The following is a 26,196-nucleotide window of genomic DNA, read 5'->3' as shown; positions in this document are numbered from 1 at the left end:
CTGTCATATGTGACGCGGAACACTGCTAGGTTGCCTGTGTGCAACCGACTCGGACAGCCGTACTCGACCGCCCTGAAGACCTGACCTGCGACTGGCTGACCGCCGCCCTGGGCGCCGGGCCGGTCAGCGGATTCAGTTTCGAGCGGATCGGAACCGGCCAGATGAGCGAGTGTTATCGCGTCGCGCTGAGCTACACCGGGGAGGCGGACGGGCCGGCGTCGGTCGTGTTGAAGGTGGCCGCCACCGATCCGAACAGCCGCCAGACCGGGCTGGCGCTGGGACTCTACGAGCGCGAGGTGCGGTTCTACACCGACATCGCTCCCGCCCTGGCGCCCGGGCCGGTCGCGCCGTGCTATCACGCCGCGATCGATGTGCAGACCGGTGCTTTCGACCTGTTGCTCGGCGATGCCGTGCCCGCGGTGGTGGGGGACGAGATCCGCGGCGCGACAGCCGAACAGGCCGCGGTGGCGCTCACCGAGTTGGGTCGCATTCACGGGTCGAAGCCCGGCGCCGAGGCGCTCGACCGAGCCGAATGGCTCAACCGTGAGGCACCGGTCAACCAGGGGCTGATCGCCGGCCTGTACGCGGCGTTCGTCGACCGCTACGCGGGCGTGATCACGCAGGAACAGCGGCACGTCTGTGAACGGCTCGTCGAGAGTTTCGATGCCTACCTGGCCGACGAGGGCGCGCCCGAGAGGCCGATGGGTCTGGTGCATGGCGACTATCGACTCGACAACATGCTGTTCGGGGACTCCGGTGCCGACCGGGACCTGACCGTGGTCGACTGGCAGACCGTCACCAGGGGGCCGGCGTTCACCGACGTCGCTTACTTCATCGGCTGCGCCCTGCCCGTCGAGCAGCGCCGTGCGCACTACGACGGGCTGCTGGCGGCGTATCACGAGGCCCTCGGGCCGGACTCGGCGTTGACGCTCGATCAGGTGCGCGACGGTGTGCGCCGGCAGAGCTTCTTCGGCGTGATGATGGCGATCATCTCCTCGATGCTGGTGGAACGTACCGACCGTGGCGATGCGATGTTCATGACGATGCTCGACCGGCACTGCAGCCATGTGCTGGACACCCGGGCGCTGGATATCCTTGCGCCACCGGCGATCCCGCAGCCGCTGGTGCCTGCCGTCGAGGACGAGTACCCGCATACCCCCACGGGCGAAGAACTGTGGAACGAGAGCTGGTATCTCGACTTCGCTGACGCCGACGCGGGTTTCGGTGGCTGGATCCGCCTGGGGCTGATACCCAATCAGGACACCGCGTGGGTCAATGTGCTGTTCTGCGGTCCGGGGATGCCGACCGTGGCGCTCAACGACTTTCACGCCGCACCGGCCGAACCGGCCTTGATCACGGGTGAGGGCGTCGAGCTGAGCCTGCAGCCCGTCGAGCCGCTCAAGGTCTACCGGGTGACCGCCTCGGGTACCGGGCAGGCCCATGACGATCCCGCCGCGCTGCTGCGCGGTGAGGCGGGCCGGCCGGTTCCGGTGACCATGGACCTGACCTGGACCACGGTGGGAACTCCGTACCAGTACCGGATCACGCCCCGCTACGAGATTCCGTGCACCGTCTCGGGCACCGTGAGCGTCGGTGAGCAGACCTTCGAGATCAAGGCCGTCGCGGGCCAGCGCGACCACTCGTGGGGTGTGCGGGACTGGTGGTCGATGAACTGGGTGTGGAGTGCGATCCATCTCGACGACGGCACCCATCTGCACGGCGTGGACATCCGGATCCCCGGGATGCCGCCGATCGGTATCGGCTATTCGCAGCGCGCGGGCGAACCGCTCGTCGAATTGCAGTCGGTGACAGCGCGATACACGCTCGGCGACGACGATCTGCCGGTGTCGACGACGCTGACCCTGCAACCGGGTGACATCGAGGCAAGCATCGACATCCAGGGCCATGCGCCGGTGTTGCTGGTGGCCGCGGACGGGCGGGTCAGCCAGTTCCCGCGCGCCTGGGCGAAGGTACGCACCACCGATGGGCGCACCGGTATCGGGTGGCTGGAGTGGAACCGGAACGTCAGCTCACCCGAAAACGCTTGAGCCGCGCAGTCGCCCCGGAGATCAACTCCACGCGGCTGCGCGGCACACCCAGATGCTGGGCAAGCAATTTGGTGACGGCGTCGTTGGCCTTGCCGTCGACGGCGCGTTCCTGAACGTAGATGGTGAGCGCGCCGTCGTCAGCGACCTCGACCAGCGGGCCCTTGCGGCTGCCGGGCTTGACGCGGACGACGACGGTTTCGCTCACACCGTCATTTTCTACCGCGCGACGATCACCGAGGAGCCGTGGCCGAACAGGCCCTGGTTCGCGGTCACGCCGACCTTTGCGCCCTCGACCTGACGGCCGGTGGCCTGACCCTTGAGCTGCCAGGTCAACTCGCAGACCTGCGCGATGGCCTGCGCCGGGATGGCCTCGCCGAAGCAGGCCAGACCGCCGGACGCGTTCACCGGGACACGGCCGCCGATGGTCGTCGCACCGGAACGCAGTAGCTGCTCGCCTTCACCCTTGGCGCACAGGCCCAGGTGCTCGTACCAGTCGAGTTCCAGTGCGGTGGACAGGTCGTACACCTCGGCCAGGCTGACGTCCTCGGGACCGATCCCGGCCTCGGCGTAGGCCGCGTCCAGGATCTGGTCCTTGAACACGCGCTCCGGTGCGGGCACCACGGCGGTGGAATCCGTTGCGATGTCCGGCAATTCGGGCAGGTGCTGCGGGTAGCGCGGCGTCACGGTGGAGATCGCGCGCACCGACGGCACACCCTCCAGCGAGCCCAGGTGCTTCTCGGCGAACGACTTGCTGGCCACGATCAGCGCGGCCGCACCGTCGGAGGTGGCGCAGATGTCGAGCTGGCGCAGCGGGTCGGACACCACCGGGCTGGCCAGCACGTCCTCGATCGAGGATTCCTTGTGGTAGCGGGCATTCGGGTTCTGCAGGCCGTGCCGGGAGTTCTTCACCTTCACCTGGGCGAAGTCCTCGGCGGTGGCACCGTAGAGGTCCATCCGGCGGCGGGCCAGCAGGGCGAAGTACACCGGGTTCATCGCGCCGAGCAGGTGGAAACGCTGCCAGTCCGGATCGTTCTTGCGCTCGCCGCCGACGGGCGCAAATGCACCCTTGGGCGTGGTGTCTGCGCCGATCACCAGCGCGACATCGCAGAAGCCGGCCAGGATCTGGGCGCGGGCGCTCTGGAGCGCCTGTGAACCCGATGCGCAGGCCGCGTAGCTCGACGAGACCGGCACACCGTTCCAGCCCAGTTTCTGGGCGAAGGTCGACCCGGCGATGAAGCCCGGGTAGCCGTTGCGGATGGTGTCGGCGCCGGCGATGAACTGGATCTGCTGCGCGTTCAGGCCAGCTTCGGCCAAGGCCGCGCGGGCGGCGACAACGCCGTACTCGGTGAAGTCGCGTCCCCACTTGCCCCACGGGTGCATGCCCGCGCCGAGGATGTACAGCGGTTCGGGAGTGCTCATGCGATCCTCCAGGCGTGGGTGGTGCGCTCGACGCCCTCGTCGTCGGTGTAGAGCGTCATGGTGGTCAGCTCCATCTCCATACCGACCTTGAGATCGGCGGCGAGGGTGCCTTCGACGACCTTGCCGAGCACGATCAGGCCTTCTTCGGCCAGTTCCACCGCGGCGATCGCGAACGGCTCGAACGGGTCGGTCTTGGGGTACGGCGACGGTGGGAGGTACCGGTTCTCGGTGTAGCTCCACACCTTCCCGCGGCGGGACAGCGGAACCAGGTCAAGGGTGTCGCTGTCGCAGGCCGGGTTGGGGCAGTTGTTCTCGCGCGGCGGGAAGACGTACGTGGCGCACTGGGTGCACTTGCCGCCGATCAGGTGGGTGGCACCGGCGTCGTCGGTGGCGAACCACCCGTCGATCGCGGGTTGCGAAGATGCTGCTGGCACGCGGCCAGCCTAAACGATCAAGACCGCAGAACTGAAACGTGTTGCAGTTTTGTCCCGCGGACCAAGATAATGTGTTGAAGAGTACGAAACAGTTTCGTACTCTTCGGACCATGGTTCGAGGTATGGAGCGTGAGCGGGCCGTGTTGGCCGCGACGGCCGAGTTACTGGTGGAACGGGGATACCAGGCGTTGACGATCGATGCCGTGGCCGCGCGGGCCGGCGCCAGCAAGGCGACGATCTACCGCCGGTGGCCGAACAAGGCCCAGCTGGTCCGCGCCACGTTGGACGCTGCCGACGCCGCACGCAATGCGTCGGTACCCGATACCGGGACGCTGCGCAGTGATCTGTTCGCCGTGATGGACGCCGTCGCGGCGAACGTGGCCGACCCGCTGACCCGGGTTACCGCGGAACTCGCGACGCTGATGCGCCACGACGCACAGCTGGCCGAGGCCATCCGCGAACATCTCGCCAAGGAGGAGCTCTCGCCGTTCCATTACGCGCTGCAACGGGCCATCGCCCGGGGCGACATCGCCGCTGACACCGACGTCGAGCTCATCCACGACGTGGCCGAGGCGATGATCCTCCGCCAGGTTCACCTCGACCTGCCGGTCGACGCGGCGTTCAGTGCGCGGCTGATCGACGATGTCCTGCTGGTCCTGCTCGGAGGTGTCCGCAGGTGACCGTCGTGATCGCAGGCGCCGGGCCGACCGGACTCACCCTGGCCATCGAATTGGCCCGGCGTGGCGTGCCCTGCCGGGTGCTGGACAAGGCCGCGACGCTGTTCCCCGGCTCGCGTGGCAAAGGGCTGCAGCCGCGCACGTTGGAGGTCTTCGACGACCTCGGCGTGATCGGTGCCGTGCTGGCCGCCGGTGAGTCCTTTCCGCCGATGCGGCTGTACCGCGGCGCGGACGTGGTGTGGGAGAAACCGATCTACGACCTGCTCGGACTGCCCGAGTTGGAACCCACGCCGGCGGTGCCGTACCCGTACACCTGGCTGATTCCGCAGTGGCGCACGGATCAGATCCTGGCGGCGCGTTTCGCCGAACTCGGCGGGACCATCGAGTTCGACACCGAGGTAACGGGTTTCACGCAGGTCGATGACGGTGTCACGGTGCATACGCGGAGAGGATCGATCGACGCCGACTACCTGGTCGGCGCCGACGGCGGCCGCAGCACCGTGCGCAAGGCGTCCGGGGTCGACTTCCTCGGCGGTGCCCTCACCGAGGAACAGATCATCGTGGGTGACGTGCGGGCCCGCGGCCTCGATGGCCGGTGCTGTCACCTGCTGACCCGGGACGGCGACCAGTCCACGCGGTTCTCGCTGTGGAACCTGCCGGGCAGTGAGCATTACCAACTGGTGGTGACGATGGCGCCGGGCGTGGAGATTCCCGCGCTGACCCTCGACGGCATGCAGGAAGTGCTGCAGCACAGGTCGGGCCGACGGGACGTGACACTCTCGGATCTGCGGTGGATCTCGCTGTACCGGGTGAATCTGCTGATGGCCCAACGCTTCCGGATGGGGCGGGTGTTCCTGGCCGGAGATGCCGCCCATGTGCATTCGCCGGCCGGGGGGCAGGGCGTCAACACCGGGGTGCAGGATGCCTACAACCTCGGCTGGAAACTGGCCGCCGTATCGGCCGGAGCGCCCGACGCCCTGTTGGGCAGCTATGAGGCGGAGCGCCTGCCCGTCGCCGCCGAGGTGCTGCACCTCAGTGGTCTGTTACACCGCCAGGGGTTCGGTGCAACCGGGCCTGCGCCGGCGGCCATCCACCAGTTGGGCATCAATTACCGGGGAGGCCCGCTCGCGGTCGACACCGATCCGACCGGTGCGTTGCGTGCCGGCGACCGGGCGCCTGACGGCCTGCTGCCGGACGGCCGCAGACTGTTCGACGTCTTCCGCGGCCCGCACTGGAGCGTGGTGCAATTCGGCACCGAGCCGGTCGATTTCGGGATTCCGCAGGTGAGTGTTGGGCCCAACCCCGACTACGACGTGCCCGTCGGCTCCTACGTCCTGGTTCGGCCCGATGGCTACATCGCGGCGATCAGCACCCGGCCTGAAGTGATCCGCGATCAACTCGGCCAGGCTGGGGGATGCGAGCTGCTTCGAGCAGGATGCGAACGAGATCACTGTGGTTGTCGCGCATGAGGTTGTGTGCCCCGTCGAGTGCATGTGTGCGCCAGGCGGGGTCGGCGCTTACCCGCTCGAAGGTCGCGGCGAACGGCGATTCGCCCTCCCACCTCGTGGCGTAGACGTAGTCGAGCCGAAAGCGCGACAGGTCGTCGTGCAACCGGATCGGCTGCATCAGCGACGCGAGCGGATGTGCCGTGGCACGGTTGTCGAAGAACGGCAGCGGCGGTAGTCCGTAGCCAGTGGCATCGACGCCGGCGTACCACCGGCGCTGCTCGTCGTTGGTCAGGGTCCAGCAGGAGTCGCCGTCGCGCGGCACGAACGCGTCCAGATACACCAGCGAATCAACGTGCTGCGGAATGCGATCCGCGACGGCGGTGATCACCATGCCGCCGTAGCTGTGTCCGGCGAGAACCGCATGGGTCACCTGCTGGGCCTGCATTTCCGCGATCACATCGGCGATATGGGTTTCCAGATTGACCCCGGTGTGGGCCAGGTGGGCGCGCTCGGCCACCCCGGTCAGCGTCGGTGTCAACACCCGGTGGCCTTCGGCGCGCAGCGCGGCGGCGAGGTCGTCGAAGCACCAACCGCCGTGGCAAGCACCCGGTATCAGGATGAAGGTGGTCATCGGGAACTCCTGTCTGCGAGGGTGTTCCGTCGGTAGTCGGCGGTGACGCGGGCCAGATCCTGTGGATCGCCGGCATGCATCGTGCGGTTGGCGTGGACGACGGCCGTGGTCTCCTGGATGCGCCGGGACTCGTAGCCGGCGACGCCGCGACCGGCGGCCAGCTCGTCGGCGAGGGTGCGGGCGTCGAGGATGGCCTGTGAGCCGCCGTTGGCGCCGACGGGATACATCGGATGCGCCGCGTCGCCCAGCAGCGTGACGCGTCGAGTGCCCCAGTGGGACAACGGCTCCCGGTCGACCATCGGATACTCGAACACTGCCTCGGATCGGCCCACGAGTTCGGCCGTGTCCAGCCAGTCCAGGTGCCAGCCGGACATGCGGGCCGCCACCGCCGCGGGATCGACCTGGGCGTTCCAGTTCGCGTCCCCGGGAAGCGGGCCCGGCGTCGTCTCGGTGACCTGCAGTACCCAGTTGACCTGCTCGCCGCCGATCGGGTAGGTGACCAGCTCGACTCCGTCGGGCCCTTTGACGATGGCCATCGTGCGGCCGTCGAGAAACGGCCGAATACCGCTGGTGCCCCGGAACATCCGAACCCCCGACCAGGCCAGCGGGTCGGGGCCGGGATGCAATTGCCGGCGCACCGTCGAGTGCACCCCGTCGGCGCCGACGAACACCTCAGCAGTGAACTCCCCGGCACGGGTGGCCACCCGAACCTGGTCGTCGGATTCTTCGAAATCGGTGACGGCCGCGCCGGTGAGCACCGCGTCGGGGCCCAGCCGGGACCGGACCGCTTCGAGCAGCAGCATCTGCAGCCGGCCTCGGTGCACCGAGCACTGCGGGTAGCCGTATCCGCCTTCGATGCCGCGGGGCTCACGGAACAGCAGAGCGCCGTCGGAGCGGTAGAAATCGATGGCGGCCGGGGTGGCCGAGATGACCAGCAGGGCCTCACCGAGGCCGAGGTCGGTCAGTTCGCGTACCGCGTGCGGCAGCAGGTTGATGCCCACGCCGAGGGCCCGCAGTTCGTGGGCGCTTTCCAGGATCTGGGCGCGAAAACCTCTGGCGTGCAGGGTGAGTGCGGTGGTCAGGCCGCCGATGCCGGCGCCGGCGATGACGATCGGTCGTGTGGACATGATTCCAGCCTCGTCAGCGCCGAACCATAAGTCCAATACATAGTCAGTCCACAAACTATTGTGATTCCTTATGGAATTGCGGCAGCTCGAATACTTCGTCGCGGTGGCCGAAGAAGCCAACTTCACCCGCGCGGCCGAGCGGGTGCATGTTGCGCAACCCGCAGTCAGCGCCCAGATTCGGCACCTCGAGCGCGAACTCGGTCAGCCCCTGTTCGATCGCAGCCGACGTGCGGTCCGGCTGACCGCCGCCGGTGAAGCCGTGCTGCCCCACGCCCGAGCGGCGCTGGCCGCCGTCGCCGACGCTTGTACCGCGGTCGAGGAACTCGGCGAGTTGGTGCGGGGCTCGGTGGTGGTGGGCACCGTGACGGCCCACGACTTCGACATGGCGGGCCTGCTCGCTCAGTTCCACGCGGCGTACCCACTGGTCGACATCACGTTGACCAGTGATGAGTCTGACGCGCTGCTGGACGGCCTGCATTCGGGACGCCTCGATGCGGCCATCGTGTCGGTGGGTGCCGAACTGCCCGCCGAGTTGGCCGCCGAGGTGGTGACCGATCAGCGCATCGTCGCCGCGGTGGCGGATACCCATCCGTGGCGTCGACGACGCACCGTCACGCTGCGCGATCTCGCGGACCATCCGGTCATCGCCCTGCCGAGCGGCGCCGGGATCCGCCACCAGTTCGACCGGGCCTGCCGCGCGGCCGGGGTGGCGGCGCGCGTCGCGTTCGAGGCGAGCACCCCGAACGCGTTGGCTGAACTCGCCGAACGTGGGCTCGGCGTGGCGGTGTTACCGGAATCGGTGGCTGTCACCCGTGCCGCGCTGCACCCATTACCCATCACGCCTGAGCTGCGCGGCCGGTTGGTGTTCGCGTGGCGTGCGCAGGGGCCGATGAATCCGGCCGCCAGGGTCTTGATCGAGATGGCTCGTCGCCGTCTGCGCGTCAGTGGCCCCGCATAGAGTGAGGGCCGTGAGCCCCGCGAAGACCGAGACGAAGAACGCGCCGAACCCCACCGCCGATGACAAACCCACACTGATGCTGCTGGATGGCAATTCGTTGGCTTTCCGGGCGTTCTACGCGCTGCCCGCCGAGAATTTCAAGACTCAGGGCGGGCTGACCACCAACGCGGTCTACGGGTTCACCTCGATGTTGATCAACCTGCTGCGGGACGAGCAGCCCAGCCATGTCGCAGCCGCGTTCGACGTGTCGCGCCAGACCTTCCGCAAGGAGAAGTACCCGGAGTACAAGGAGGGCCGGTCCGCGACTCCCGACGAGTTCCGCGGTCAGATCGACATCACCAAAGAGGTCCTCGGCGCACTGGGCATCACGGCGCTCGCCGAACCCGGATTCGAGGCCGACGACATCATCGCCACGCTGGCCACGCAGGCCGAGCAGGAGGGCTACCGGGTGCTGGTGGTCACCGGCGACCGTGACTCGCTGCAGTTGGTCAGCGACAACGTCACCGTGCTCTACCCGCGGAAGGGGGTCAGCGAGCTGACCCGGTTCACCCCGGACGCAGTGGTGGAGAAGTACGGGCTGACGCCGACGCAGTATCCGGATTTCGCGGCCCTGCGTGGGGACCCGAGTGACAACCTGCCCGGCATTCCGGGGGTCGGGGAGAAGACCGCGACGAAGTGGATCGTCGAGTACGGCTCGCTGCAGGAGCTCGTCGACAACGTCGAGAAGGTCAAGGGCAAGGTGGGTGACTCGCTGCGGGCCAACCTGTCCGGCGTGGTGCTCAACCGTGAGCTCACCGAATTGGTCAAAGATGTACCGCTGGCCCAGACGCCGGACACGTTGCGGATGCAACCCTGGAACCGCGACCAGATCCACCGGCTGTTCGACGATCTGGAATTCCGCGTGCTGCGTGACCGGCTGTTCGAGACGCTGGTCGCCTCAGAGCCCGAGGTCGAGCACGGGTTCGACGTGCGTGGCCGGGCATTGGAGCCCGGTGAGCTGGCCGCGTGGCTCGCCGAGCACAGTCTGGGCAACCGGTTCGGACTGGCGGTGGTCGGCACGCATCTGGCCTACGACGCCGACGCCACCGCGCTGGCCATCGTGGCGGGCGACGGCGACGGGCGCTACATCGACACCGCCACGCTGACGCCGGAGGACGAGGAGGCGCTGGCGCGGTGGCTGGGCGATCCCGGCCCGCCGAAGGCGCTGCACGAGGCCAAACTCGCCATGCACGATCTGGCCGGGCGGGGCTGGACGCTGCGCGGGGTCACTTCCGACACGGCGCTGGCGGCCTACCTGGTGCGGCCCGGGCAGCGCAGTTTCGCGCTCGACGACCTGGCGGTGCGCTACCTGCGTCGCGAGTTGCGTGCCGAAGCGCCTGAGCAGCAACAGCTTTCATTGTTGGACGATTCCGACGGGGTCGATGAGCAAGCGGTGCAGACGCTGATCCTGCGCGCCTGCGCGGTGCTGGATCTCGCCGAGGCGCTGGACGAGGAACTGGCCCGCATCGACTCGTCGTCCCTGCTGGGCCGGATGGAACTGCCGGTGCAGCGGGCGCTGGCCGAGATGGAGTCGATCGGCATCGCCGTCGACCTGGACAAACTGCAGGAGCTGCAGAGCGAGTTCGCCGACCAGATCCGCGACGCCGCCGAGGCCGCCTATGCGGTGATCGGCAAGCAGATCAACCTCGGGTCGCCCAAGCAGTTGCAGGCGGTGTTGTTCGACGAGCTCGAGATGCCCAAGACCAAGCGCACCAAGACGGGTTACACCACCGACGCCGATGCGCTGCAGTCACTGTTCGACAAGACCGGGCATCCGTTCCTGCAGCATCTGCTCGCGCACCGTGATGCCACCCGGCTCAAGGTCACCGTCGACGGCTTGCTCAACGCGGTGGCGTCCGACGGGCGGATTCACACCACCTTCAACCAGACGATCGCGGCGACCGGCCGGCTGTCCTCGACCGAACCGAACCTGCAGAACATCCCGATTCGCACCGAGGCGGGCCGCCGCATCCGCGACACGTTTGTCGTCGGGGCCGGGCCGGACGGGCCGTATGCCGAGCTGATGACCGCCGACTACAGCCAGATCGAGATGCGGATCATGGCGCACCTGTCGAGAGACGAAGGCCTGATCGAGGCGTTCAACACCGGTGAGGACCTGCACTCGTTCGTGGCGTCGCGGGCGTTCTCGGTGCCGATCGACGAGGTGACCCCGGAGCTGCGCCGGCGGGTGAAGGCGATGTCATACGGTCTGGCCTACGGGTTGAGCGCCTATGGGCTGGCCAGCCAGCTCAAGATCTCCACCGAAGAGGCCAAGGTGCAGATGGAGCAGTACTTCGACCGGTTCGGCGGGGTCCGCGACTATCTGCGTGATGTGGTCGATCAGGCTCGCAAGGACGGGTTCACCTCGACCGTGCTGGGCCGTCGCCGCTACCTGCCTGAGCTGGACAGCACCAACCGCAACGTGCGCGAGGCCGCCGAACGGGCCGCACTCAACGCACCCATTCAGGGCAGTGCCGCCGACATCATCAAGGTGGCGATGATCAACGTCGACGCCGCGATGAAAGAGGCGGGGCTCAAGTCGCGGATGCTCCTGCAGGTTCACGACGAGCTGTTGTTCGAGGTGGCCGATGGCGAGCGCGAGACCTTGGAGGCCCTGGTCCGCGAGCACATGGGCAACGCCTATCCGCTGGACGTGCCGTTGGAGGTGTCGGTCGGGTACGGCCGGAGCTGGGACGCCGCGGCACACTAGCCGCCCTACGGAGGGGTCAGCCGACGGCTAGCCGGCGTCGGCGCCCAGCCCCACGCCCAGCGCCACCAGCGCGGCCCCCATCACGCGTTCGATTCGGCGACGAATATGGGCGCGATTCAGGACGTCGCGTGCGCGATGGGCGGCCAGCACGACGCCGACGCACCACGTGGTGTCCACTACCAACTGGATGACCGCGAGCACCAGCAATGTCGGCAGCACGGGGCCGCTGGTCGGCAGAAACTGGGGGAGCACCACGATGCCGAAGGCCGCCGCCTTTGGGTTGGCGGCGATGGACACCAGTGCCGCGCGAAACGCCGCTGCGGGGGTCCGTCCGCGGGGTGGCAGCGCCACTTCGACGTCGCCGGCACCTTTGGCGCTGCGCCAGGCGCTGATGCCCAGCCAGACCAGGACGGCGGCTCCGATGATGTGCAGCGCCAGTGACAGCATCCGGTTGGCCGTCAGCAGCATCGACAGTCCGCCGCCACCGGCCAGCGTCCATCCGCAGATACCGATCTCGTTGCCCACGACCGCCGCCAGCCCCGCCGTACGGCCGTCCCGCACCGAGCGGTGCAGGAACAGCACCGTCGCCGGTCCGGGCAGCGCGGCGAGAATCACCGCAGCGACCAAGAACGCCGGCAGGACGTCGAGAATGCGGGCGAGCATGCATGGAGTATCGCTGACCAGTGCAAATCGATATCGTCGCGTGCTCGACGGTGGAACGCCGGCTGGTCAGTAGCGGACGGGCGCCTGGTAGTTGGCCAGCCAGTGCAGGATCGGTGCGGCCGACCGCGCGGCGGTCACGGAGTACACCTCTTCCTGTTGCAGCGCATATACCTGTGCATCGCCGAAGCCGCGGTCGATGCGGTCGCGGACGAAGGCAAGTTCGACGACTGCGGCGGCGAATGCCGCGACCGCCTTGCCCGCGGGCCGCCCGCCGGCGAGCGTGGCCTGCGTGATCGCGCCGTGCCGGGTCTTCAAGGACCCGAGCCAGGTGGCCTCGTTGTGGGTGATCAATCCGGCGGCGACCATGCCCGGCAATTTGGCGGCCACCACGCGCTGTTCGCGTCGACGGCTGGTGACGGCCACCACGATCATCGTGACGAAGATCGGCACCATCCAGACCGCGTACACGACGAAGTAGGTTCCGGCGCCGACGAGCGAAGAACCGTTCCACAGCCCGTGCATGAACACCGCACCCAGGTAGCCGGCCAGGATGCACAGCGCCTTGGCGCCGGCGCTTCGTCGCTGCAGTGCGAAGTAGACCCCGATCGCGGTCATCGTGGTGAACAGTGAGTGGGCGAACGGCGCCATGATGAGGCGCATCGCCGCGGTGAGCAGCGATCCCGCCAGTGAATCGGCGCTGGAGATGTACATGATGTCTTCCAGCCAGGCGAAGCCGAGACCGACCAGGCCGGCGTACACCAGGCAGTCGGTCAACGAGTTGAGCTCGTTGCGGCGGCGTCCGGTCATCATGATCAGCAGGAACAGGCCCTTGGCGGCCTCTTCGATGAACGGTGCCCGGATCGCCACCGAGGCGAAACTGTGCGCCGATTCAGCCGAGTCGACACCGGGTGCCAACAAGGCATCGGTGAACAGGCTCAGCACGAGGGACAACACGACGGCGACGGCGGCACCCCAGCCGAAGGCCAGCAGCAGGAGGCGGGGTGGTTCCGGCTCCCAGCGGTCCAGCCACAGGTAGGCGAACACCGCGCCGGTCATCACGAGGCTGGACAGCGTGAACCCGATGATCGCGCCGGCCGGGTTGAGTGCGGTGAACAGCAGTACCAGCGCACCGATGACGACGCCGCAGGCGATGATCGCGGCCAGCGGGGCGCCGACCTTGCGGACCGGTCTGGGTAATGGAGCGGTGACCGGAAACCACTGGCGATGGGTTGGTCCGGGGGTCGGGTAGTACGCCACCTGCAGAGCGTAGCCGCGGGCCGGCTCGATTCCTGGCACAAATTCGGACGACGGTCCGGTGAGCCCGACTGCCCGGGCCGCGGGGGCGGTTTGTCCTGCGTGTGCCTGGTCGAGTACCCTCGTTACGTATCTGTGTGCACAGCTTGACACCGTCTGGTCACTGCCACGGATCAGCACGACCGCAATAAATGCTACAAAACTGTCCCTACTAGTAAACCTGTCCGGAGCAACCCACCACATGCCAAGTCCCTCCGTCACGTCCCCGCAAGTTGCCGTCAACGACATCGGCTCCGCGGAGGATTTCCTCGCCGCCATCGACAAGACCATCAAGTACTTCAACGATGGCGACATCGTCGAAGGGACCATCGTCAAGGTGGACCGCGACGAGGTTCTGCTCGATATCGGCTACAAGACCGAAGGTGTCATCCCTTCGCGCGAACTCTCCATCAAGCACGACGTCGACCCCAATGAGGTCGTTTCCGTGGGCGATGAGGTCGAGGCCCTCGTTCTCACCAAGGAGGACAAAGAAGGCCGCTTGATCCTGTCCAAGAAGCGCGCTCAGTACGAGCGCGCCTGGGGCACGATCGAGGAGCTCAAGGAGAAGGACGAGGCCGTCAAGGGCACCGTCATCGAGGTCGTCAAGGGCGGCCTGATCCTCGACATCGGTCTGCGCGGCTTCCTGCCCGCATCGCTGGTCGAGATGCGTCGTGTCCGCGATCTGCAGCCGTACATCGGCAAGGAGATCGAGGCCAAGATCATCGAGCTGGACAAGAACCGCAACAACGTGGTGCTGAGCCGCCGCGCTTGGCTGGAGCAGACCCAGTCCGAGGTCCGCAGCGAGTTCCTCAACCAGCTGCAGAAGGGTGCCATCCGCAAGGGTGTCGTCTCGTCGATCGTCAACTTCGGCGCCTTCGTCGATCTCGGCGGTGTCGACGGCCTGGTGCACGTCTCCGAGCTGTCCTGGAAGCACATCGATCACCCGTCCGAGGTGGTTCAGGTGGGCGACGAGGTTACCGTCGAGGTGCTCGACGTCGACATGGATCGCGAGCGGGTTTCGCTGTCGCTCAAGGCGACTCAGGAAGATCCGTGGCGTCACTTCGCCCGCACTCACGCGATCGGTCAGATCGTGCCGGGCAAGGTCACCAAGCTGGTGCCGTTCGGTGCGTTCGTCCGCGTCGAGGAGGGCATCGAGGGTCTGGTGCACATCTCGGAGCTGTCCGAGCGCCACGTCGAGGTCCCGGACCAGGTGGTCCAGGTCGGCGACGACGCGATGGTCAAGGTCATCGACATCGACCTGGAGCGTCGCCGGATCTCGCTGAGCCTCAAGCAGGCCAACGAGGACTACACCGAGGAGTTCGACCCGTCGAAGTACGGCATGGCCGACAGCTACGACGATCAGGGCAACTACATCTTCCCCGAGGGCTTCGACGCCGAGACCAACGAATGGCTCGAAGGCTTCGACAAGCAGCGGGAGGAGTGGGAGGCTCGCTACGCCGAGGCCGAGCGCCGGCACAAGATGCACACCACTCAGATGGAGAAGTTCGCCGCGGCCGAGGCCGAGGAAGCTGCCCGTCCGGTGTCCAACGGGTCCTCGCGGTCGGAGGAGTCCACCGGTGGCACGCTGGCCAGCGACGCACAGCTGGCCGCTCTGCGTGAGAAGCTCGCAGGCAACGCCTAACAAGTTCGACAGCGAACGCCCCGGCCTATTGGGCCGGGGCGTTCGTCGTTCCGGGGGCCTGACAGACTGTGGGGCGTGCTTCGCATCGGGTTAACCGGCGGTATCGGCGCCGGGAAGTCAACAGTGTCGGCCACATTCAGCGATCTCGGCGGCATCATCGTCGACGGCGACGTCATCGCACGTGAGGTGGTCGAGCCGGGAACCGAGGGACTGGCCAAGCTGGTCGCGGCGTTCGGCGACGGGATCCTGCTGCCCGAGGGGGCGTTGAACCGTCCTGCTCTGGCCGCCGTCGCCTTCAGCGACGACGAGAAGCGGGCCACCTTGAACGGCATCGTGCATCCGCTGGTGGCGCACCGCCGATCGGAGCTCATTGCCGCGGCCCACGAAGACGCGGTGATCGTCGAGGACATCCCGCTGTTGGTGGAATCTCAGATGGCGCCGATGTTCCCGTTGGTCATCGTGGTCAACGCCGACCCGGAGCTACGCGTCAAGCGGCTCATCGAGTACCGCGGATTCACCGAGGAGGACGCCCGCGCCCGAATCGCCGCACAGGCCACCGAGGAGCAGCGCCGTGCCGTTGCCGATGTGTGGCTGGACAACTCGGGCAACCCCGGTGCAGTCGTCGAGCAGGCTCGGGCGCTGTGGCATGAGCGGATCCTGCCGTTCGCGCACAACCTGCAGATCCGACAGCCCGCCCGCCGCCACCCCGCCGTGGTGCCCTACGACCCGACCTGGCCGGACCAGGCCCGCCGGATCGTGGCGCGACTGAACACCGCATGCGGACACCGCGCGGTGCGCATCGACCACATCGGTTCGACCGCCGTGCCCGGGATGGATGCCAAGGATGTCATCGATGTGCAGGTTACGGTCGAGTCCCTCGCGGTCGCCGACGAACTCGCCGAAGCGCTGTTGACGGCCGGCTATCCGGTGGTGCCGGACATCACCGCCGACACCCCGCACGATGACGATCCGGCGGTGTGGCACAAGCGTTTCCACGCCTCGGCGGATCCGGGCCGACCCACCAATGTGCACATCCGGGTGGATGGTTGGCCCAACCAGCGGTTCGCTCTGATGTTTGTCGACTGGCTACGGGCGAACCCGGGTGTGCAGGCCGACTATCTGGCTGCCAAGCATGCCGCGGTCACGACACCGGACTACGCCGTGGCCAAAGAGCCGTGGTTCCTGGATGCCTACCACCGCGCCTGGAAGTGGACGGACGCGACGGATTGGCGGCCCTAGCGCGGCCAATCCGCCGCGTCCGGTGGTTCAGGACAGCCGGACCCCGATGCGGCGCAGCAGCTTGGTGGCCGCGATGTATGCGGTCGCCCCGAACGGCCATTGCGAGACGATCCGCCCACTGCCGGCCTGGAAGTAGTTGTTGACCTGCGCCCAAACCGTTTTCGACAGCCGGTCCTGGATCCACTCGTTGTAGAGGGCGAATGCGGAGCGGCGGACCTCGATCGTGGTGGCGCCGGTCGCGGCCGCCCGGGCGATCAAGCTGGCGGTGAAGGCGGCCTGTGCCTCGTAGAAGGACACCAGCGGGATGGAGTTCGTGTTGGGTCCGTACATGATGAAGAAGTTGGGGAACTTCGGCACCATCATGCCCAGGAACGCCTCGGGCTCACCCTGCCACTGGTCGTGCAGTTCGGCGCCGCCGCGGCCGTGGACGCGGTAGTTGCCGAGATAGTTCGCGGCATCGAATCCCGTTGCCAGCACGATGATGTCGAGGTCGTGCTCGTCGCCGTTGGCATCCACAGCTCCGGTCTTGGTGAGACCCTTGACCGCATGGGGGACAAGGGTCACCTTCGGACTGTGCAGCGAGGCGTAGTAGGTGTCGCTGACGACGGTGCGCCGGCCCTCGAAGGGGAACTTCGGGGTGGCCAGCTCCAGTAGATCCGGCCGGTCGCCGAGCTCGCGATTGAGGAACTCCACTGCGGCCTTGTGTTTGCGCCGGTTGGTGTGGCCGGTGGATTTGGCGTGACTGGAGCCGTACTGCCGGACGTCATAGCCCAGGTACAACTTCAGCCGCCGCCATGCGTAGACCGGTGCCAACCGGTTGAGTTGGCGCTGCAGCGGGGTGAAGTCGTGACTGTTCTTGGGCAGCAACCAGTTCGGCTCGATCTGGAAGATCTTGACCTCGGTCCCGACGCGTTCCGCCTCGGTGACCACCTGTACCGCTGACGAGCCGGTGCCGAGCACGCCGATCGACTTGCCGGCCATGTCCAGGCCGTCGATCCAGCGCGAGGTGTGGCAGATCGCGCCACCGAAGTCACCCTGCTCCCGGGCGAAGGGCGGGATAAGCGGGATGTTCAGGAAGCCCACGGCGCTGATCACCGCGGTGAATCGGCCGTGGTCGGTACCCGATTCGGTGCTGAGTGTGTACGTGTGGTCGGTGTCGGACCAGGTGACGTCCTCAACCTTCTCGCTGAACCGGATGCGCCGCGGTAGATCCCACTTCGTCGCGACATGGTTGAGGTACTCGCCGAGTTCTTGCCAGCCCGCATGGGTGCGGGTCCAGTCGTACCGCTCGTAGGAGAACGAGTAGATGTGCGATTCCAGGTCGACCTCGGCACCCGGATAGCGGTTGTGGTACCAGGTACCGCCGAGTGCTGGGGCCTGCTCGAAGATGACGAAGTCCTCGATGCCCTTCTTGCGCAAGGCGATCGCCGCGGCGATGCCGCTGAAGCCGGATCCGATTATTGCGACGCGCGGTTTTGCTGGCCGGCTCATCCTGTCTCCCGTCTAAAGAACTATAGGTCCAGTATTTAGACCAATAAAGAGGTTGTCAATGCCCCACGGTCGGTTGGGGCGATGGGTTTGGTTACTTGATCTGCGCGGTCCAGCCACCGTCGACGACAAGGTCGGTGGCGGTGACGAACGACGCGTCTTCGGACAGCAGAAACGCTATGGCGCCGGCGATTTCGTCGGGCATGCCAAGGCGTCGCAACGGTGTCCGGTTTTCCATATCGGCCCGGCGGGCCGCATTGTCGACGTAGAGGTAGTCGATCATCGGGGTGAGGATCGCCCCGGGGCAGACCGTGTTGACCCGGATGCCTTCCGGCGCAAGTTGCAGGGCCAGCGCCCGGGTCAGCGACACCACTGCGGCTTTGCTCACCTGGTAGGCGTCCAGCGGGGAGTCCATACCGCGGATACCCGCGGTGCTGGCGACGTTGACGACGCTCTTGCCGGTGCCGCGACGCAGATGCTCGACGGCGGCCCTGGTGACCTTGCGCAGGCCGTGCAGGTTCACCCCGAGGGTGATGTCCCAGACGGACTCGTCGATGTCGAGCATGGAGCCGTCCCGGTCGAACAGGGCCACCCCGGCGGCATTCACCAGGTAGTCCAGCCCCTGACCGTCCAGCCGGCCGAACAACTCTTCTGGATCCCCGTTGAGGAGGTCGAACGCGACGTAGTCGACCTCCGGTGGCAGGGCAGCTGCCCGCTCACCGAGGTCGCTGGCGATGACATGCACCCCGTCGGCCACCAACCGGGCCACGGTGGCCGAGCCCATGCCGCCGCAGGCGCCGGTGACAACCGCGGTGCGCGTCATCGGGCCGGCTGCTCGGTCAGCGCCAGTGCGTCGGCCAGCCGCTGCCCGGCGAAGGTCATGGCGGGGGTGGCGGTCGGGAACACCTCGTCGAGACCGAAGAATCCGTGCACCATGCCCGGTGTCCGGTGACTGCAAACCGCTACCCCGGCGGCACGCAGCGCGCTCTCGTACAGCTCGCCCTGCGGGCGGATCGGATCGCATTCGGCCAGGACGATGGTGGCGGCGGGGAGTCCGGACAGGTCGGCGTCAAGGACGTTGACCCGCGGGTCCGACGCGGCGTCCGCACCGGGCAGGTAATTGTCCTGATGCCATTGCAGCTCATCGCGTTCGAGCATCACGCCGTCGTATTCGGGGTCCATACCGCGGACCAGGTCGGTGGTGGTGACGGGGTAGACCAGCAGCTGATGGCGCAGCACCGGGTCCCCGGCGTCGCGGTAGTGCAGCGCGACCGCCGCCGCGAGATTGCCGCCCGCGCTGTCGCCGGCCACCGCGATCCGGCTGACATCGACTCCGAGTCCGGACTGCGGGTTGCGGGCCCATTCGACCGCGTCGATCGCGTCGTTGACGGCGGTGGGGAAGCGTGCTTCGGGGCCGCGCCGGTAGCCGACCGAGAGCACGGCACTGCCCGAGGCATTGGCCAGCAGCCGGGTGGCGGCGTCGTGGGAGTCCACGCTGCCCAGCAGCCAGCCGCCGCCGTGGTAGTACACCGTCAGGGGCAGGTCGGCGGCATCCGTTGGCAGATAGAGCCGGCCGGGGATGCCTACGCCGTCACGGGTTCCGATGGTGAGGTCCACGACGCGGTGCACCGCGGGTTTGGCCAGTGCGGCGAAGGTGTTCTCGAAGTTCTCCCGGGCGGTGGGCACCGGCAGCAGGTGGGCGTTGGGACGGCCGGAGGCCTTGGAGTCGTCGAGCATCTTCTGGGCGATGGGGTCGATCGGCATGGTTCTCCTGTGTGTCGGTGGGTTGGCGTACTAGACGCGTTCGTAGTAGCGGCGGGACTCCCAATCGGTCACGGTGTGGGAGTCGAAGGCCTCCAATTCGCTTTGGGCAGAGGCCAAGAGGTGGTCGAAGACCTCGTCGCCGAAGGCCGCGCGGGCCATCTTGCTCTCGGCGAACAGGTCGATGGAGCGGTGCAACGAGGTGGGCACGGTGCGGATGTCGTCGCCGGTCCAGGCATTCCCGTTGAAGATCTCGGGAACGGCCATCTCATGATCCAGCCCGTCGAGGCCCGCCGCGATGGTGGCGGCGTAGGCGTAGTAGGGGTTGACGTCGGCGCCGGGGATCCGGTTCTCGACCCGGTACGACGGACCGGAGCCGACCAACCGGAACGCGCACGAACGATTGTCATCGCCCAGCGCAATGGCGGTCCCGGCGAACTGGTCGGGCTGGAATCGCTTGTAGGAGTTGATGGTCGGAGCGAACATCAGACTGATCTCGGCCGCGTGATGCAACTGGCCCGCGACGAACGAGCCGAACCGTTGCGACATCCCGTGCCGGTCGTCGGCCCAGCACAGCGGCTCGGAGCCGTCGGCGGACCACAGGCTGACGTGGAGGTGACAGGACGAGCCGACCTCGTCGATCTTGGGCTTGGCCATGAAGGTGACCGTCAGATCGGCCGCGTGTGCCAGCTGCTTGACGCCGTACTTGAACAGGACGTGCCGATCGGCCATCTCCAGCGCGTCGCAGTAGTCGAGGGTGACCTCCTGCTGCCCCAAACCCCACTCGGGCTTCGAGGACTCCACGGACACACCGAATTCCGGCATCTGGTTGCGGATCCGCTCGATGAACCAGTCGTCGCGCGCGGACTGGATCATCTGATAGTCCGAGCGGTAGTCCGACATCATCTTGAGGTTCTGGTAGCCCAGCTCCCAGGCCTGCCTCGGCGGCGTGGCGGCCAGATAGAACTCGAGCTCGGAGGCGAACTTGAACGACAGCCCGTGCTGCCGGGCCCGGGCCAGCTGGTTGCGCAGGATGGTGCGCGGTGCCACGGCGAGCGGCTCGTCGGAGTCCATGGGATAGGCGTCGCAGATCACCAGGGCGGCCGACGGCTCCCACGGGACCCTGCGCAGCGTCGCCAGATCCGGAACCAGCCGGATGTCCACCCAGCCGTTGTCGGCGTTGGACACCGGAAGGTCCAGCGGGTTCATCTCCAGATCTACCCCGAAGATGAAGCTGCTGGCGTTGACGCCGCTGCCCTGCAGGCCCAGGCTTCGGAAGGCCGGAATGGTCAGCCGCTTGCCGACCAGGCGCCCGTAGGGGTCGGGCGCGGCGCAGATCACCGTGGTGATCTCGCCGGCGGCGGCCAGCTCCTCGAACCGGTCGAGGGTCAACACGGATGGCGTGGTGCTCATTGGTGCTCCAGGTGTCGATGCAGTTCCCATGTGGTGATCGTGGTGCGCAACCACTGTTCATAGCGTTCCATCTCGGCTCGCCGGGTGGCGGCGAAGGAGGTGCAGAACGTCTTGCCCAGCAGGTCAGCCGCCCAGGCGGAGTTCTCGAACTGGGCCAGCGCGCTGCCCAGGTCCCCGGGCAGCTCGGCAGCTTCGGCGTCGGGGTCCGGTAGCGGGAGCTCGCTGGTCAGACCGTGCAGACCGGCGGCCAGCAGTGCGGCCCCGACGACATAAGGGTTGGCGTCGGCGCCGGGCCTGCGGTGCTCGACCCGGGCCGATTTCCGGTTGGGAAGCAGAACGCGGGCAGCGGTGCTGCGGTCGTCGTAACCCCAGGTGGCGGCGGTGGGGGTGAACATCTCCGGGTCGATGCGCTTATAGGAGTTGATATTCGGGTTGAGCATGAGCACGGTGTCGGCCATTCCGTCCAGCAGCCCGGCGAGGTAGTGGCTGCCCTCGGCGGACAGTGACCCCGACGGATCGGCGAAGATATTGACCCCGTCGCGGTTCAGGCTGGAATGTACGTGTCCGCCGGCCCCCGACTTGTCGGCGAAGGGCTTGGCCATGAAGCTCGCGTGCATGCCACGCTCGGCGCACAGGTCACGCAGATATTGGCGGGCTCGCACGGCGTTGTCGGCGGCCTGGACAGCGGGCGCGGGGGCCAGGGTGAACTCGAAGAATCCGGGACCGAGTTCGGTGTGGAACATCTCCACCTCGATGCCGACCTGATCCATCCGGTTGATGAACTCGGTTGCCAGACTGTGTATCTCGGCACCTCGGGTGAGGCTGTAGGCGTTCTCGGTGCGGCCCCGGGGCGTGAAGCCGGGCAGCAGGGCCGTGGGGGAGTCGCCGGCCTCGAAGATCCACATCTCGTACTCGAAGCCCAGCACCGGGTCCAGATCGACGTCGCGGTAGCGGTCGACGAGACTACCCAGCACGGCTCGGGGCGACAGCTCGAGCGGTCGGCGGTCGGCGTCGACGAGTTCAGCGATCACCGCGTCGGTCCCCGGTCGCCAGGGCAGCGCGATGCGGGTGGATTCATCGGGGACCAGCAGTGCGTCGGGGTAGCCGTTGGCAGCGTTGCTGAACGGGGTATCGGTGACGTCGTCGGTGAGCGACAGCCCGTACACGATCGTGCAGAAAGCCAGGCCCGACGAGCCGTGGGTCTTGGTCGAACGGATCAGCTTGCCGCGCAGTCCCAGATCGTAATCGGCGACCTCGAGCTGCGTCGTTGCCACGGTGTCAGTCATGCTGCGTACTCCTGATACTCGTTGTCGGGCTCGGTCGCACCGCCGGGTCGCGGCCGACCCGGCGGTAGACGTGGTCGGGTACGTCGGCGGGATCGTGGTAGACCCACCACGTGCACGAGGTCGCCGGCCGCTCAGGCGTCCAGGTCGGCGGGTCGATGACCCGGGTCGGGTAGCCCAGCCGATCGATCGGCATCACCTCGTTCAGCTGGCAGCAGTGCACGCAGTACGAGCAGATGCCGACGGTGTTCCAGGCCCAGTCGTGCGGCTCGGTGGTGACGGCGTATTCGAAGGGGGCGCCGGACCGAGGGACGCCATCGGTGATGCGGCCGTCCAGGGCCCGGCCGCCCGATCCGCAGGGGGCGAAGCGGAAACCGGTGCGGCCGGGTTCCTCGATCAGCTCGATGTCGCCCTGGCGGCCGGTTCCGGTCAGGTGCGCGTGGAAACCGTCGACAATCGCCACCATCAGCTGGTGCGCCGAGTCAGTCCACGGTTGGTTGTCCAATGAGTAACGGCGGGCATGGATTTCGTACCAGTCACCCATCAGGAAGTCCCACAGCTGCCCGAGCGAGGATTCGCCGACCAGCTTGACAGCGATGTCGACCATGCCGGCCACCCGGTCCACGGCCCGGTCATGGATCTGCTGCCACACCCGTCGCGCGGACTCGATCAGATCACCGGCGGCGGGATCCTGATCCCGGCAGGCGCCGGCAGCCCGGGCGACGGCGTCGGTGTAGTCCGGCCACTCGGCCCCGATTCCGGCCATCGCCCGAGGCCCGACCAGACCGGCGAGCCGGGCCACCGCGGCATCCAGGTCGGTCTGGGCGACCCGGTGGTCGAGGATCCACTGCGATGTGGCCTCGGGCCAGCGGTCGTAGATGTCGCGCAGTTCGTCGGCTTCGACGGCCGAGACCTCGACGAGTTGCGCCGCGGCCTCCCAATCCTGGCGCTGCACATGCTCGATGGCGGTGCGGAAGGTGCCGCGGGCCAACTCGGCCCAGCTTCCGGCGCGGGCATTGCGGCGAAGCGAGGGTTCGTAGAATACGACCGCCGGTTTCGGGGACGGGGCGTTCACGTCAGTTCGAACCCGCCGTCGACCCGCAGGTCGGACCCGGTGATGTAGGTCGCCTGGTCGCTGAGCAGAAAGGCTGCGGCCGAGGCGATCTCGTCCGGCCTCGCGAATCGGCCGGCCGGCACGCGTGTTGCCAGTGTCGGCGGCAGACTGCTCGTGTCGCCGTGGGTGGCGGCCATCGGCGTCGCCACGAAACCGGGGGAGACGCTGTTTACCCGAACTCCGTCGGCCGCCAGCGCGCGGGCACTGGTCTGGGTGAGCATCCGCAATCCGGCCTTGGATGCGGCGTACTGAGGCGTGGGGTCCGGGTCGGACAGCGCGATCACCCGGTGCGCTTCGATCGAGGTGATGTTGACGACGGCACCGGCGCCGCCGGCCCGCAGCGACGGGGTCAGGGCATCGATCAGGTTGTAGGCACCGATCAGGTTGACCTCCAGACAGCGGGTCCACTGCTCGCGGGTCACCCCGGTGAACCCGGTGTTGTCGATGATGCCCGCACAGTTGACCAGGTAGCTGATGGCTGTGGTGTCGACGCCGCGGGCCTGCAGCACCGCCACCACGCCGGGGTCGCGGACGTCGGCGGCGCAGCAGACCTGTAGGTCCTCGCCGTAGCGCGGGTCCGGGTCGGGTTGGCGGATGTCGAGCCGGATGGTCCGGATCCCGGCCCCCATCAGGGTGGCGGCGGTGGCGGCGCCGATGCCCGATGCGGCACCGGTGACCACGGCGTGCTCGCCGCTGTAGGTCAACGTCGTTGATCTCACGTTCATGAGGCACCGAACCTGCGTGTGTGCTCGGCCATGGCGTCGGCGAAGCATTCCCGTGGCGCGCGGATCACCCCGGCGCCGATCTGGCCGCCGTCGCGCCCGGCCAGCCCGACGTCCATCACCGGCAGCACCCCGGTATCGAGCACCTTGCGCGCGTCGATCCCGGTCGGGGTGCCCCGGAACGAGAACACCGGGATCCGGTAGCTGCTGTTGTCCCCGTGGGTGATGGCATACATCTCACGGTTGCGCTCGATCATCACCTCAGGCGAACCGCCCTGGTACTCCTGCAGCGACAGTGCGCAGGCCTGAGCGAAACCGCCCAGCCCGATGGTCTCGGTGATCGGCGATTCCCCACCCATCCACGTGATCTCGTCTTCGGTGTGGCCGTCGAACAACTTGCCCTGATGGATCGGCGGCGGTCCTTCGAACCAGGTGTCGCCCAATCCGGCCAGCTTGATCGCGAAACCGCGGCAGGAAAACGCCATCGCCGAGACCAGGGTGGAACCGGGCACCGCCATGGCATCGGCGGAGGCCTTGGCCGCTGCCATCGACAACCGCAGGAAGAAGTAGTCGTTCTCGGCCAGGTGCAGCATGGTCTCGCGGACCCCGGCGACCTTCTGGTCGACCATGTCCAGCACGGCGGGCAGGATCTCGCGGTTGAACAGGATCGAGGCGGCCGCGTTGCGGCTGTGCACCTCATCGCCCATCCGCAGCGCCCGCGCGATCAGCGGTTTGAGCGCTATACCGCCCCGGCGGCGGATCGCGTCGCCGACCACCGGGGCCAGCACCTCGTTGACGTGACGAAGCCGGTCGCGCACCCCGTCGTCGTAGCAACCGTAGTTCAGCCGCCGGGGTTCTTTGCCCTCGTAGAAGTTGCAGAACCCCAGATTGCCGTGGGTCCGGTTCACCACCACGAACACCGGCATGGACGCGGTGTAGATGCCGGCCAGTGAACCGACCGCGGCGTAGTCGTGACAGGCCCCCACTTCGATCACCCCGGTGTCGAACTTGGCGATGGCGTCCTCGCGGTCGGTGGCCAGCCCCTCGAACAGGGCGCCACCGATCAGGGCCTCGCGCTGCCCGCCGGTGTAGGCCGACCACGGCATCGGCGCACCCGAGGTCAGCACCAGGTTGTCGCGAAAGCCGGGCAGTACCTCCCGGGCCGGCGCCACGTCGATCACCCAGGGATCGGCCTCGTCGAGCCGGGTGAAGGCCGCGGCGTTGGCGGCGTCCACGTCCACGGTGGTGGTGTCGAGTTCGGTGCTCACCAGGCCACCACGCCGCCGTCGACCAGCAGGGTCTGGGCGGTGATGAAGGAGGCCCGCGGGGACAGCATGAACTCGACCGCCTCGGCCACCTCCTCGGGTTCCCCGATGCGCTTGAGCATCGCGTAACCCGCACTGACCTCCTCGCCGCCGGACACCCGCGCCATCGACGGGCTCATCGGGGCGCGGATCACCCCCGGGGCGATGTTGTTGACCCGGATTCCCCGCGGAGCCAGCTCCTCGGCCAGGTAACGCGTGTAGGCGGCGATGCCGGCTTTGGTGGCGCCGTACACGGAGGCCCCGCGGAACCGGCCGAAGTGGCCCGTCAGGCTGCCGATGTTGACGATCGCGCTGCCCCGGGTCAGCAGCGGGGCCACCACATCGGTCACCCGGGCCATCCCGGCGATGTTCACCTGGAACATCAGCTCCAGCTTCGCCTCATCAAGCTCACCGAGAAACGAATCACGCAGGATCCCAGCGCAATTCACCAAACCGGCCACTGTCTCACCCTCAGCGATCACCGAACCCACCGCCTCGGCCACACTGCCACGGTCGGAAACATCCATCGCCACCGCGAGGGCGCCGTCGAGGCCCGCCTCGTGGAGGTCGAGTTCGTCGACGGCAGGTTTCAGATCCGCTGCCACGGGCACATAGTCGCTCTGCAGCAGGCGTCGGCAGATCGCTTGTCCGATCACGCCGGCGCCGCCCGTGACGATCACCTTGTTAGTCAATCCACGATCCCTTCGAGTGGTCAGCTGCCCTGGACTGCACCAAGTTTCATGCCAAAAGGCCTAAAGGTCAAGTATTTAGGACTTTAAAATC

The 26,196-nt window shown here is 67.4% G+C and carries 23 protein-coding genes; 7 read left to right on the top strand and 16 right to left on the bottom strand.

Annotated features, from left to right (window positions below; translation table 11 throughout):
• The first annotated feature begins 38 nt into the window (after window positions 1–38).
• Window positions 39–2,048, top strand: a complete 2,010-nt coding sequence (locus tag ACZYZ7_RS23935; protein WP_450070570.1) for a DUF7064 domain-containing protein — start codon at window positions 39–41, stop codon at window positions 2,046–2,048.
• Here the strand turns inward: ACZYZ7_RS23935 and ACZYZ7_RS23930 are convergent.
• The 3 genes from ACZYZ7_RS23930 to ACZYZ7_RS23920 are packed head-to-tail and all read right to left on the bottom strand — an operon-like array spanning window position 2,026 to window position 3,901.
• Window positions 2,026–2,253: a DUF167 domain-containing protein gene (locus tag ACZYZ7_RS23930; protein ID WP_044524007.1), complete on the bottom strand. Its 228-nt coding sequence runs from the start codon at window positions 2,251–2,253 to the stop codon at window positions 2,026–2,028. The genes ACZYZ7_RS23935 and ACZYZ7_RS23930 overlap by 23 nt on opposite strands.
• 11 nt (window positions 2,254–2,264) lie before the next feature.
• The gene (locus ACZYZ7_RS23925) at window positions 2,265–3,467 is read right to left on the bottom strand and encodes a lipid-transfer protein (protein ID WP_135455467.1); all 1,203 of its coding nucleotides are present in this window, start codon (window positions 3,465–3,467) and stop codon (window positions 2,265–2,267) included.
• Complete coding sequence (locus ACZYZ7_RS23920) at window positions 3,464–3,901, bottom strand: Zn-ribbon domain-containing OB-fold protein (protein WP_135455465.1); 438 nt, start codon at window positions 3,899–3,901, stop codon at window positions 3,464–3,466. The genes ACZYZ7_RS23925 and ACZYZ7_RS23920 overlap by 4 nt, the downstream gene beginning before the upstream one ends.
• A 110-nt stretch (window positions 3,902–4,011) precedes the next feature.
• On the opposite strand from ACZYZ7_RS23920, the gene ACZYZ7_RS23915 reads away from it, so the two are divergent.
• Both ACZYZ7_RS23915 and ACZYZ7_RS23910 read left to right on the top strand, forming a co-directional pair.
• Window positions 4,012–4,581, top strand: coding sequence for a TetR/AcrR family transcriptional regulator (locus tag ACZYZ7_RS23915; protein ID WP_450070569.1), 570 nt, complete (start codon window positions 4,012–4,014; stop codon window positions 4,579–4,581).
• Window positions 4,578–6,047 (top strand): FAD-dependent monooxygenase, encoded by a 1,470-nt coding sequence (locus tag ACZYZ7_RS23910; protein ID WP_450070568.1) that lies wholly within the window; start codon window positions 4,578–4,580, stop codon window positions 6,045–6,047. The genes ACZYZ7_RS23915 and ACZYZ7_RS23910 overlap by 4 nt, the downstream gene beginning before the upstream one ends.
• On the opposite strand, the gene ACZYZ7_RS23905 is transcribed toward ACZYZ7_RS23910, so the two are convergent.
• Complete coding sequence (locus ACZYZ7_RS23905; protein WP_450070567.1) at window positions 5,944–6,657, bottom strand: alpha/beta fold hydrolase; 714 nt, start codon at window positions 6,655–6,657, stop codon at window positions 5,944–5,946. The genes ACZYZ7_RS23910 and ACZYZ7_RS23905 overlap by 104 nt on opposite strands.
• On the bottom strand, window positions 6,654–7,784 hold the full coding sequence (locus ACZYZ7_RS23900; RefSeq protein WP_450070566.1) for an FAD-dependent monooxygenase: 1,131 nt from the start codon (window positions 7,782–7,784) through the stop codon (window positions 6,654–6,656). The genes ACZYZ7_RS23905 and ACZYZ7_RS23900 overlap by 4 nt, the downstream gene beginning before the upstream one ends.
• A 70-nt stretch (window positions 7,785–7,854) precedes the next feature.
• Here ACZYZ7_RS23900 and ACZYZ7_RS23895 point away from each other — a divergent pair, with 70 nt between their 5' ends.
• On the top strand, window positions 7,855–8,742 hold the full coding sequence (locus ACZYZ7_RS23895; RefSeq protein ID WP_450070565.1) for a LysR family transcriptional regulator: 888 nt from the start codon (window positions 7,855–7,857) through the stop codon (window positions 8,740–8,742).
• Between the two features lie 76 nt (window positions 8,743–8,818).
• The gene (gene polA, locus ACZYZ7_RS23890; RefSeq protein ID WP_450070786.1) at window positions 8,819–11,491 is read left to right on the top strand and encodes a DNA polymerase I; all 2,673 of its coding nucleotides are present in this window, start codon (window positions 8,819–8,821) and stop codon (window positions 11,489–11,491) included.
• A 27-nt stretch (window positions 11,492–11,518) separates the two neighbouring features.
• Here polA and ACZYZ7_RS23885 read toward each other — a convergent pair whose 3' ends face one another.
• Both ACZYZ7_RS23885 and ACZYZ7_RS23880 read right to left on the bottom strand, forming a co-directional pair.
• On the bottom strand, window positions 11,519–12,154 hold the full coding sequence (locus ACZYZ7_RS23885; RefSeq protein ID WP_450070564.1) for a LysE family translocator: 636 nt from the start codon (window positions 12,152–12,154) through the stop codon (window positions 11,519–11,521).
• A 66-nt stretch (window positions 12,155–12,220) separates the two neighbouring features.
• On the bottom strand, window positions 12,221–13,411 hold the full coding sequence (locus tag ACZYZ7_RS23880) for a PrsW family intramembrane metalloprotease (protein ID WP_450070563.1): 1,191 nt from the start codon (window positions 13,409–13,411) through the stop codon (window positions 12,221–12,223).
• 238 nt (window positions 13,412–13,649) lie between these two features.
• Here ACZYZ7_RS23880 and rpsA point away from each other — a divergent pair, with 238 nt between their 5' ends.
• Window positions 13,650–15,089, top strand: a complete 1,440-nt coding sequence (gene rpsA / locus ACZYZ7_RS23875) for a 30S ribosomal protein S1 (protein WP_135455447.1) — start codon at window positions 13,650–13,652, stop codon at window positions 15,087–15,089.
• Between the two features lie 75 nt (window positions 15,090–15,164).
• Complete coding sequence (gene coaE, locus ACZYZ7_RS23870) at window positions 15,165–16,328, top strand: dephospho-CoA kinase (protein WP_450070562.1); 1,164 nt, start codon at window positions 15,165–15,167, stop codon at window positions 16,326–16,328.
• Window positions 16,329–16,355: 27 nt separating this feature from the next.
• Here coaE and ACZYZ7_RS23865 read toward each other — a convergent pair whose 3' ends face one another.
• The 9 genes from ACZYZ7_RS23865 to ACZYZ7_RS23825 all read right to left on the bottom strand — a co-directional run bounded on the left by ACZYZ7_RS23865 (window position 16,356) and on the right by ACZYZ7_RS23825 (window position 26,105).
• Window positions 16,356–17,819: a flavin-containing monooxygenase gene (locus tag ACZYZ7_RS23865; protein ID WP_135455444.1), complete on the bottom strand. Its 1,464-nt coding sequence runs from the start codon at window positions 17,817–17,819 to the stop codon at window positions 16,356–16,358.
• Window positions 17,820–17,910: 91 nt separating this feature from the next.
• On the bottom strand, window positions 17,911–18,639 hold the full coding sequence (locus ACZYZ7_RS23860) for an SDR family NAD(P)-dependent oxidoreductase (RefSeq protein WP_135455442.1): 729 nt from the start codon (window positions 18,637–18,639) through the stop codon (window positions 17,911–17,913).
• Window positions 18,636–19,580: an alpha/beta hydrolase gene (locus tag ACZYZ7_RS23855; protein ID WP_135455440.1), complete on the bottom strand. Its 945-nt coding sequence runs from the start codon at window positions 19,578–19,580 to the stop codon at window positions 18,636–18,638. Before ACZYZ7_RS23855 ends, ACZYZ7_RS23860 begins: the two co-directional genes overlap by 4 nt.
• 30 nt (window positions 19,581–19,610) lie before the next feature.
• Window positions 19,611–20,990, bottom strand: coding sequence for a glutamine synthetase family protein (locus ACZYZ7_RS23850; RefSeq protein ID WP_450070561.1), 1,380 nt, complete (start codon window positions 20,988–20,990; stop codon window positions 19,611–19,613).
• The gene (locus ACZYZ7_RS23845; protein WP_450070560.1) at window positions 20,987–22,276 is read right to left on the bottom strand and encodes a glutamine synthetase family protein; all 1,290 of its coding nucleotides are present in this window, start codon (window positions 22,274–22,276) and stop codon (window positions 20,987–20,989) included. The genes ACZYZ7_RS23850 and ACZYZ7_RS23845 overlap by 4 nt, the downstream gene beginning before the upstream one ends.
• Window positions 22,269–23,348, bottom strand: coding sequence for a hypothetical protein (locus ACZYZ7_RS23840; RefSeq protein WP_135455433.1), 1,080 nt, complete (start codon window positions 23,346–23,348; stop codon window positions 22,269–22,271). Before ACZYZ7_RS23840 ends, ACZYZ7_RS23845 begins: the two co-directional genes overlap by 8 nt.
• Entirely contained in the window at window positions 23,345–24,112 is a 768-nt protein-coding gene (locus ACZYZ7_RS23835) for an SDR family NAD(P)-dependent oxidoreductase (RefSeq protein ID WP_450070559.1), read from the bottom strand. Before ACZYZ7_RS23835 ends, ACZYZ7_RS23840 begins: the two co-directional genes overlap by 4 nt.
• Window positions 24,109–25,377, bottom strand: coding sequence for a YlbE family protein (locus ACZYZ7_RS23830; RefSeq protein ID WP_450070558.1), 1,269 nt, complete (start codon window positions 25,375–25,377; stop codon window positions 24,109–24,111). The genes ACZYZ7_RS23835 and ACZYZ7_RS23830 overlap by 4 nt, the downstream gene beginning before the upstream one ends.
• Window positions 25,374–26,105, bottom strand: coding sequence for an SDR family NAD(P)-dependent oxidoreductase (locus ACZYZ7_RS23825; RefSeq protein ID WP_450070557.1), 732 nt, complete (start codon window positions 26,103–26,105; stop codon window positions 25,374–25,376). Before ACZYZ7_RS23825 ends, ACZYZ7_RS23830 begins: the two co-directional genes overlap by 4 nt.
• Window positions 26,106–26,196: the final 91 nt, after the last annotated feature.

This window comes from Mycobacterium sp. IDUB_17 (assembly GCF_055419465.1).
The sequence above is the reverse complement of the archived record's forward strand: the minus strand, read 5'-3'. Positions and strand labels throughout refer to the sequence as shown.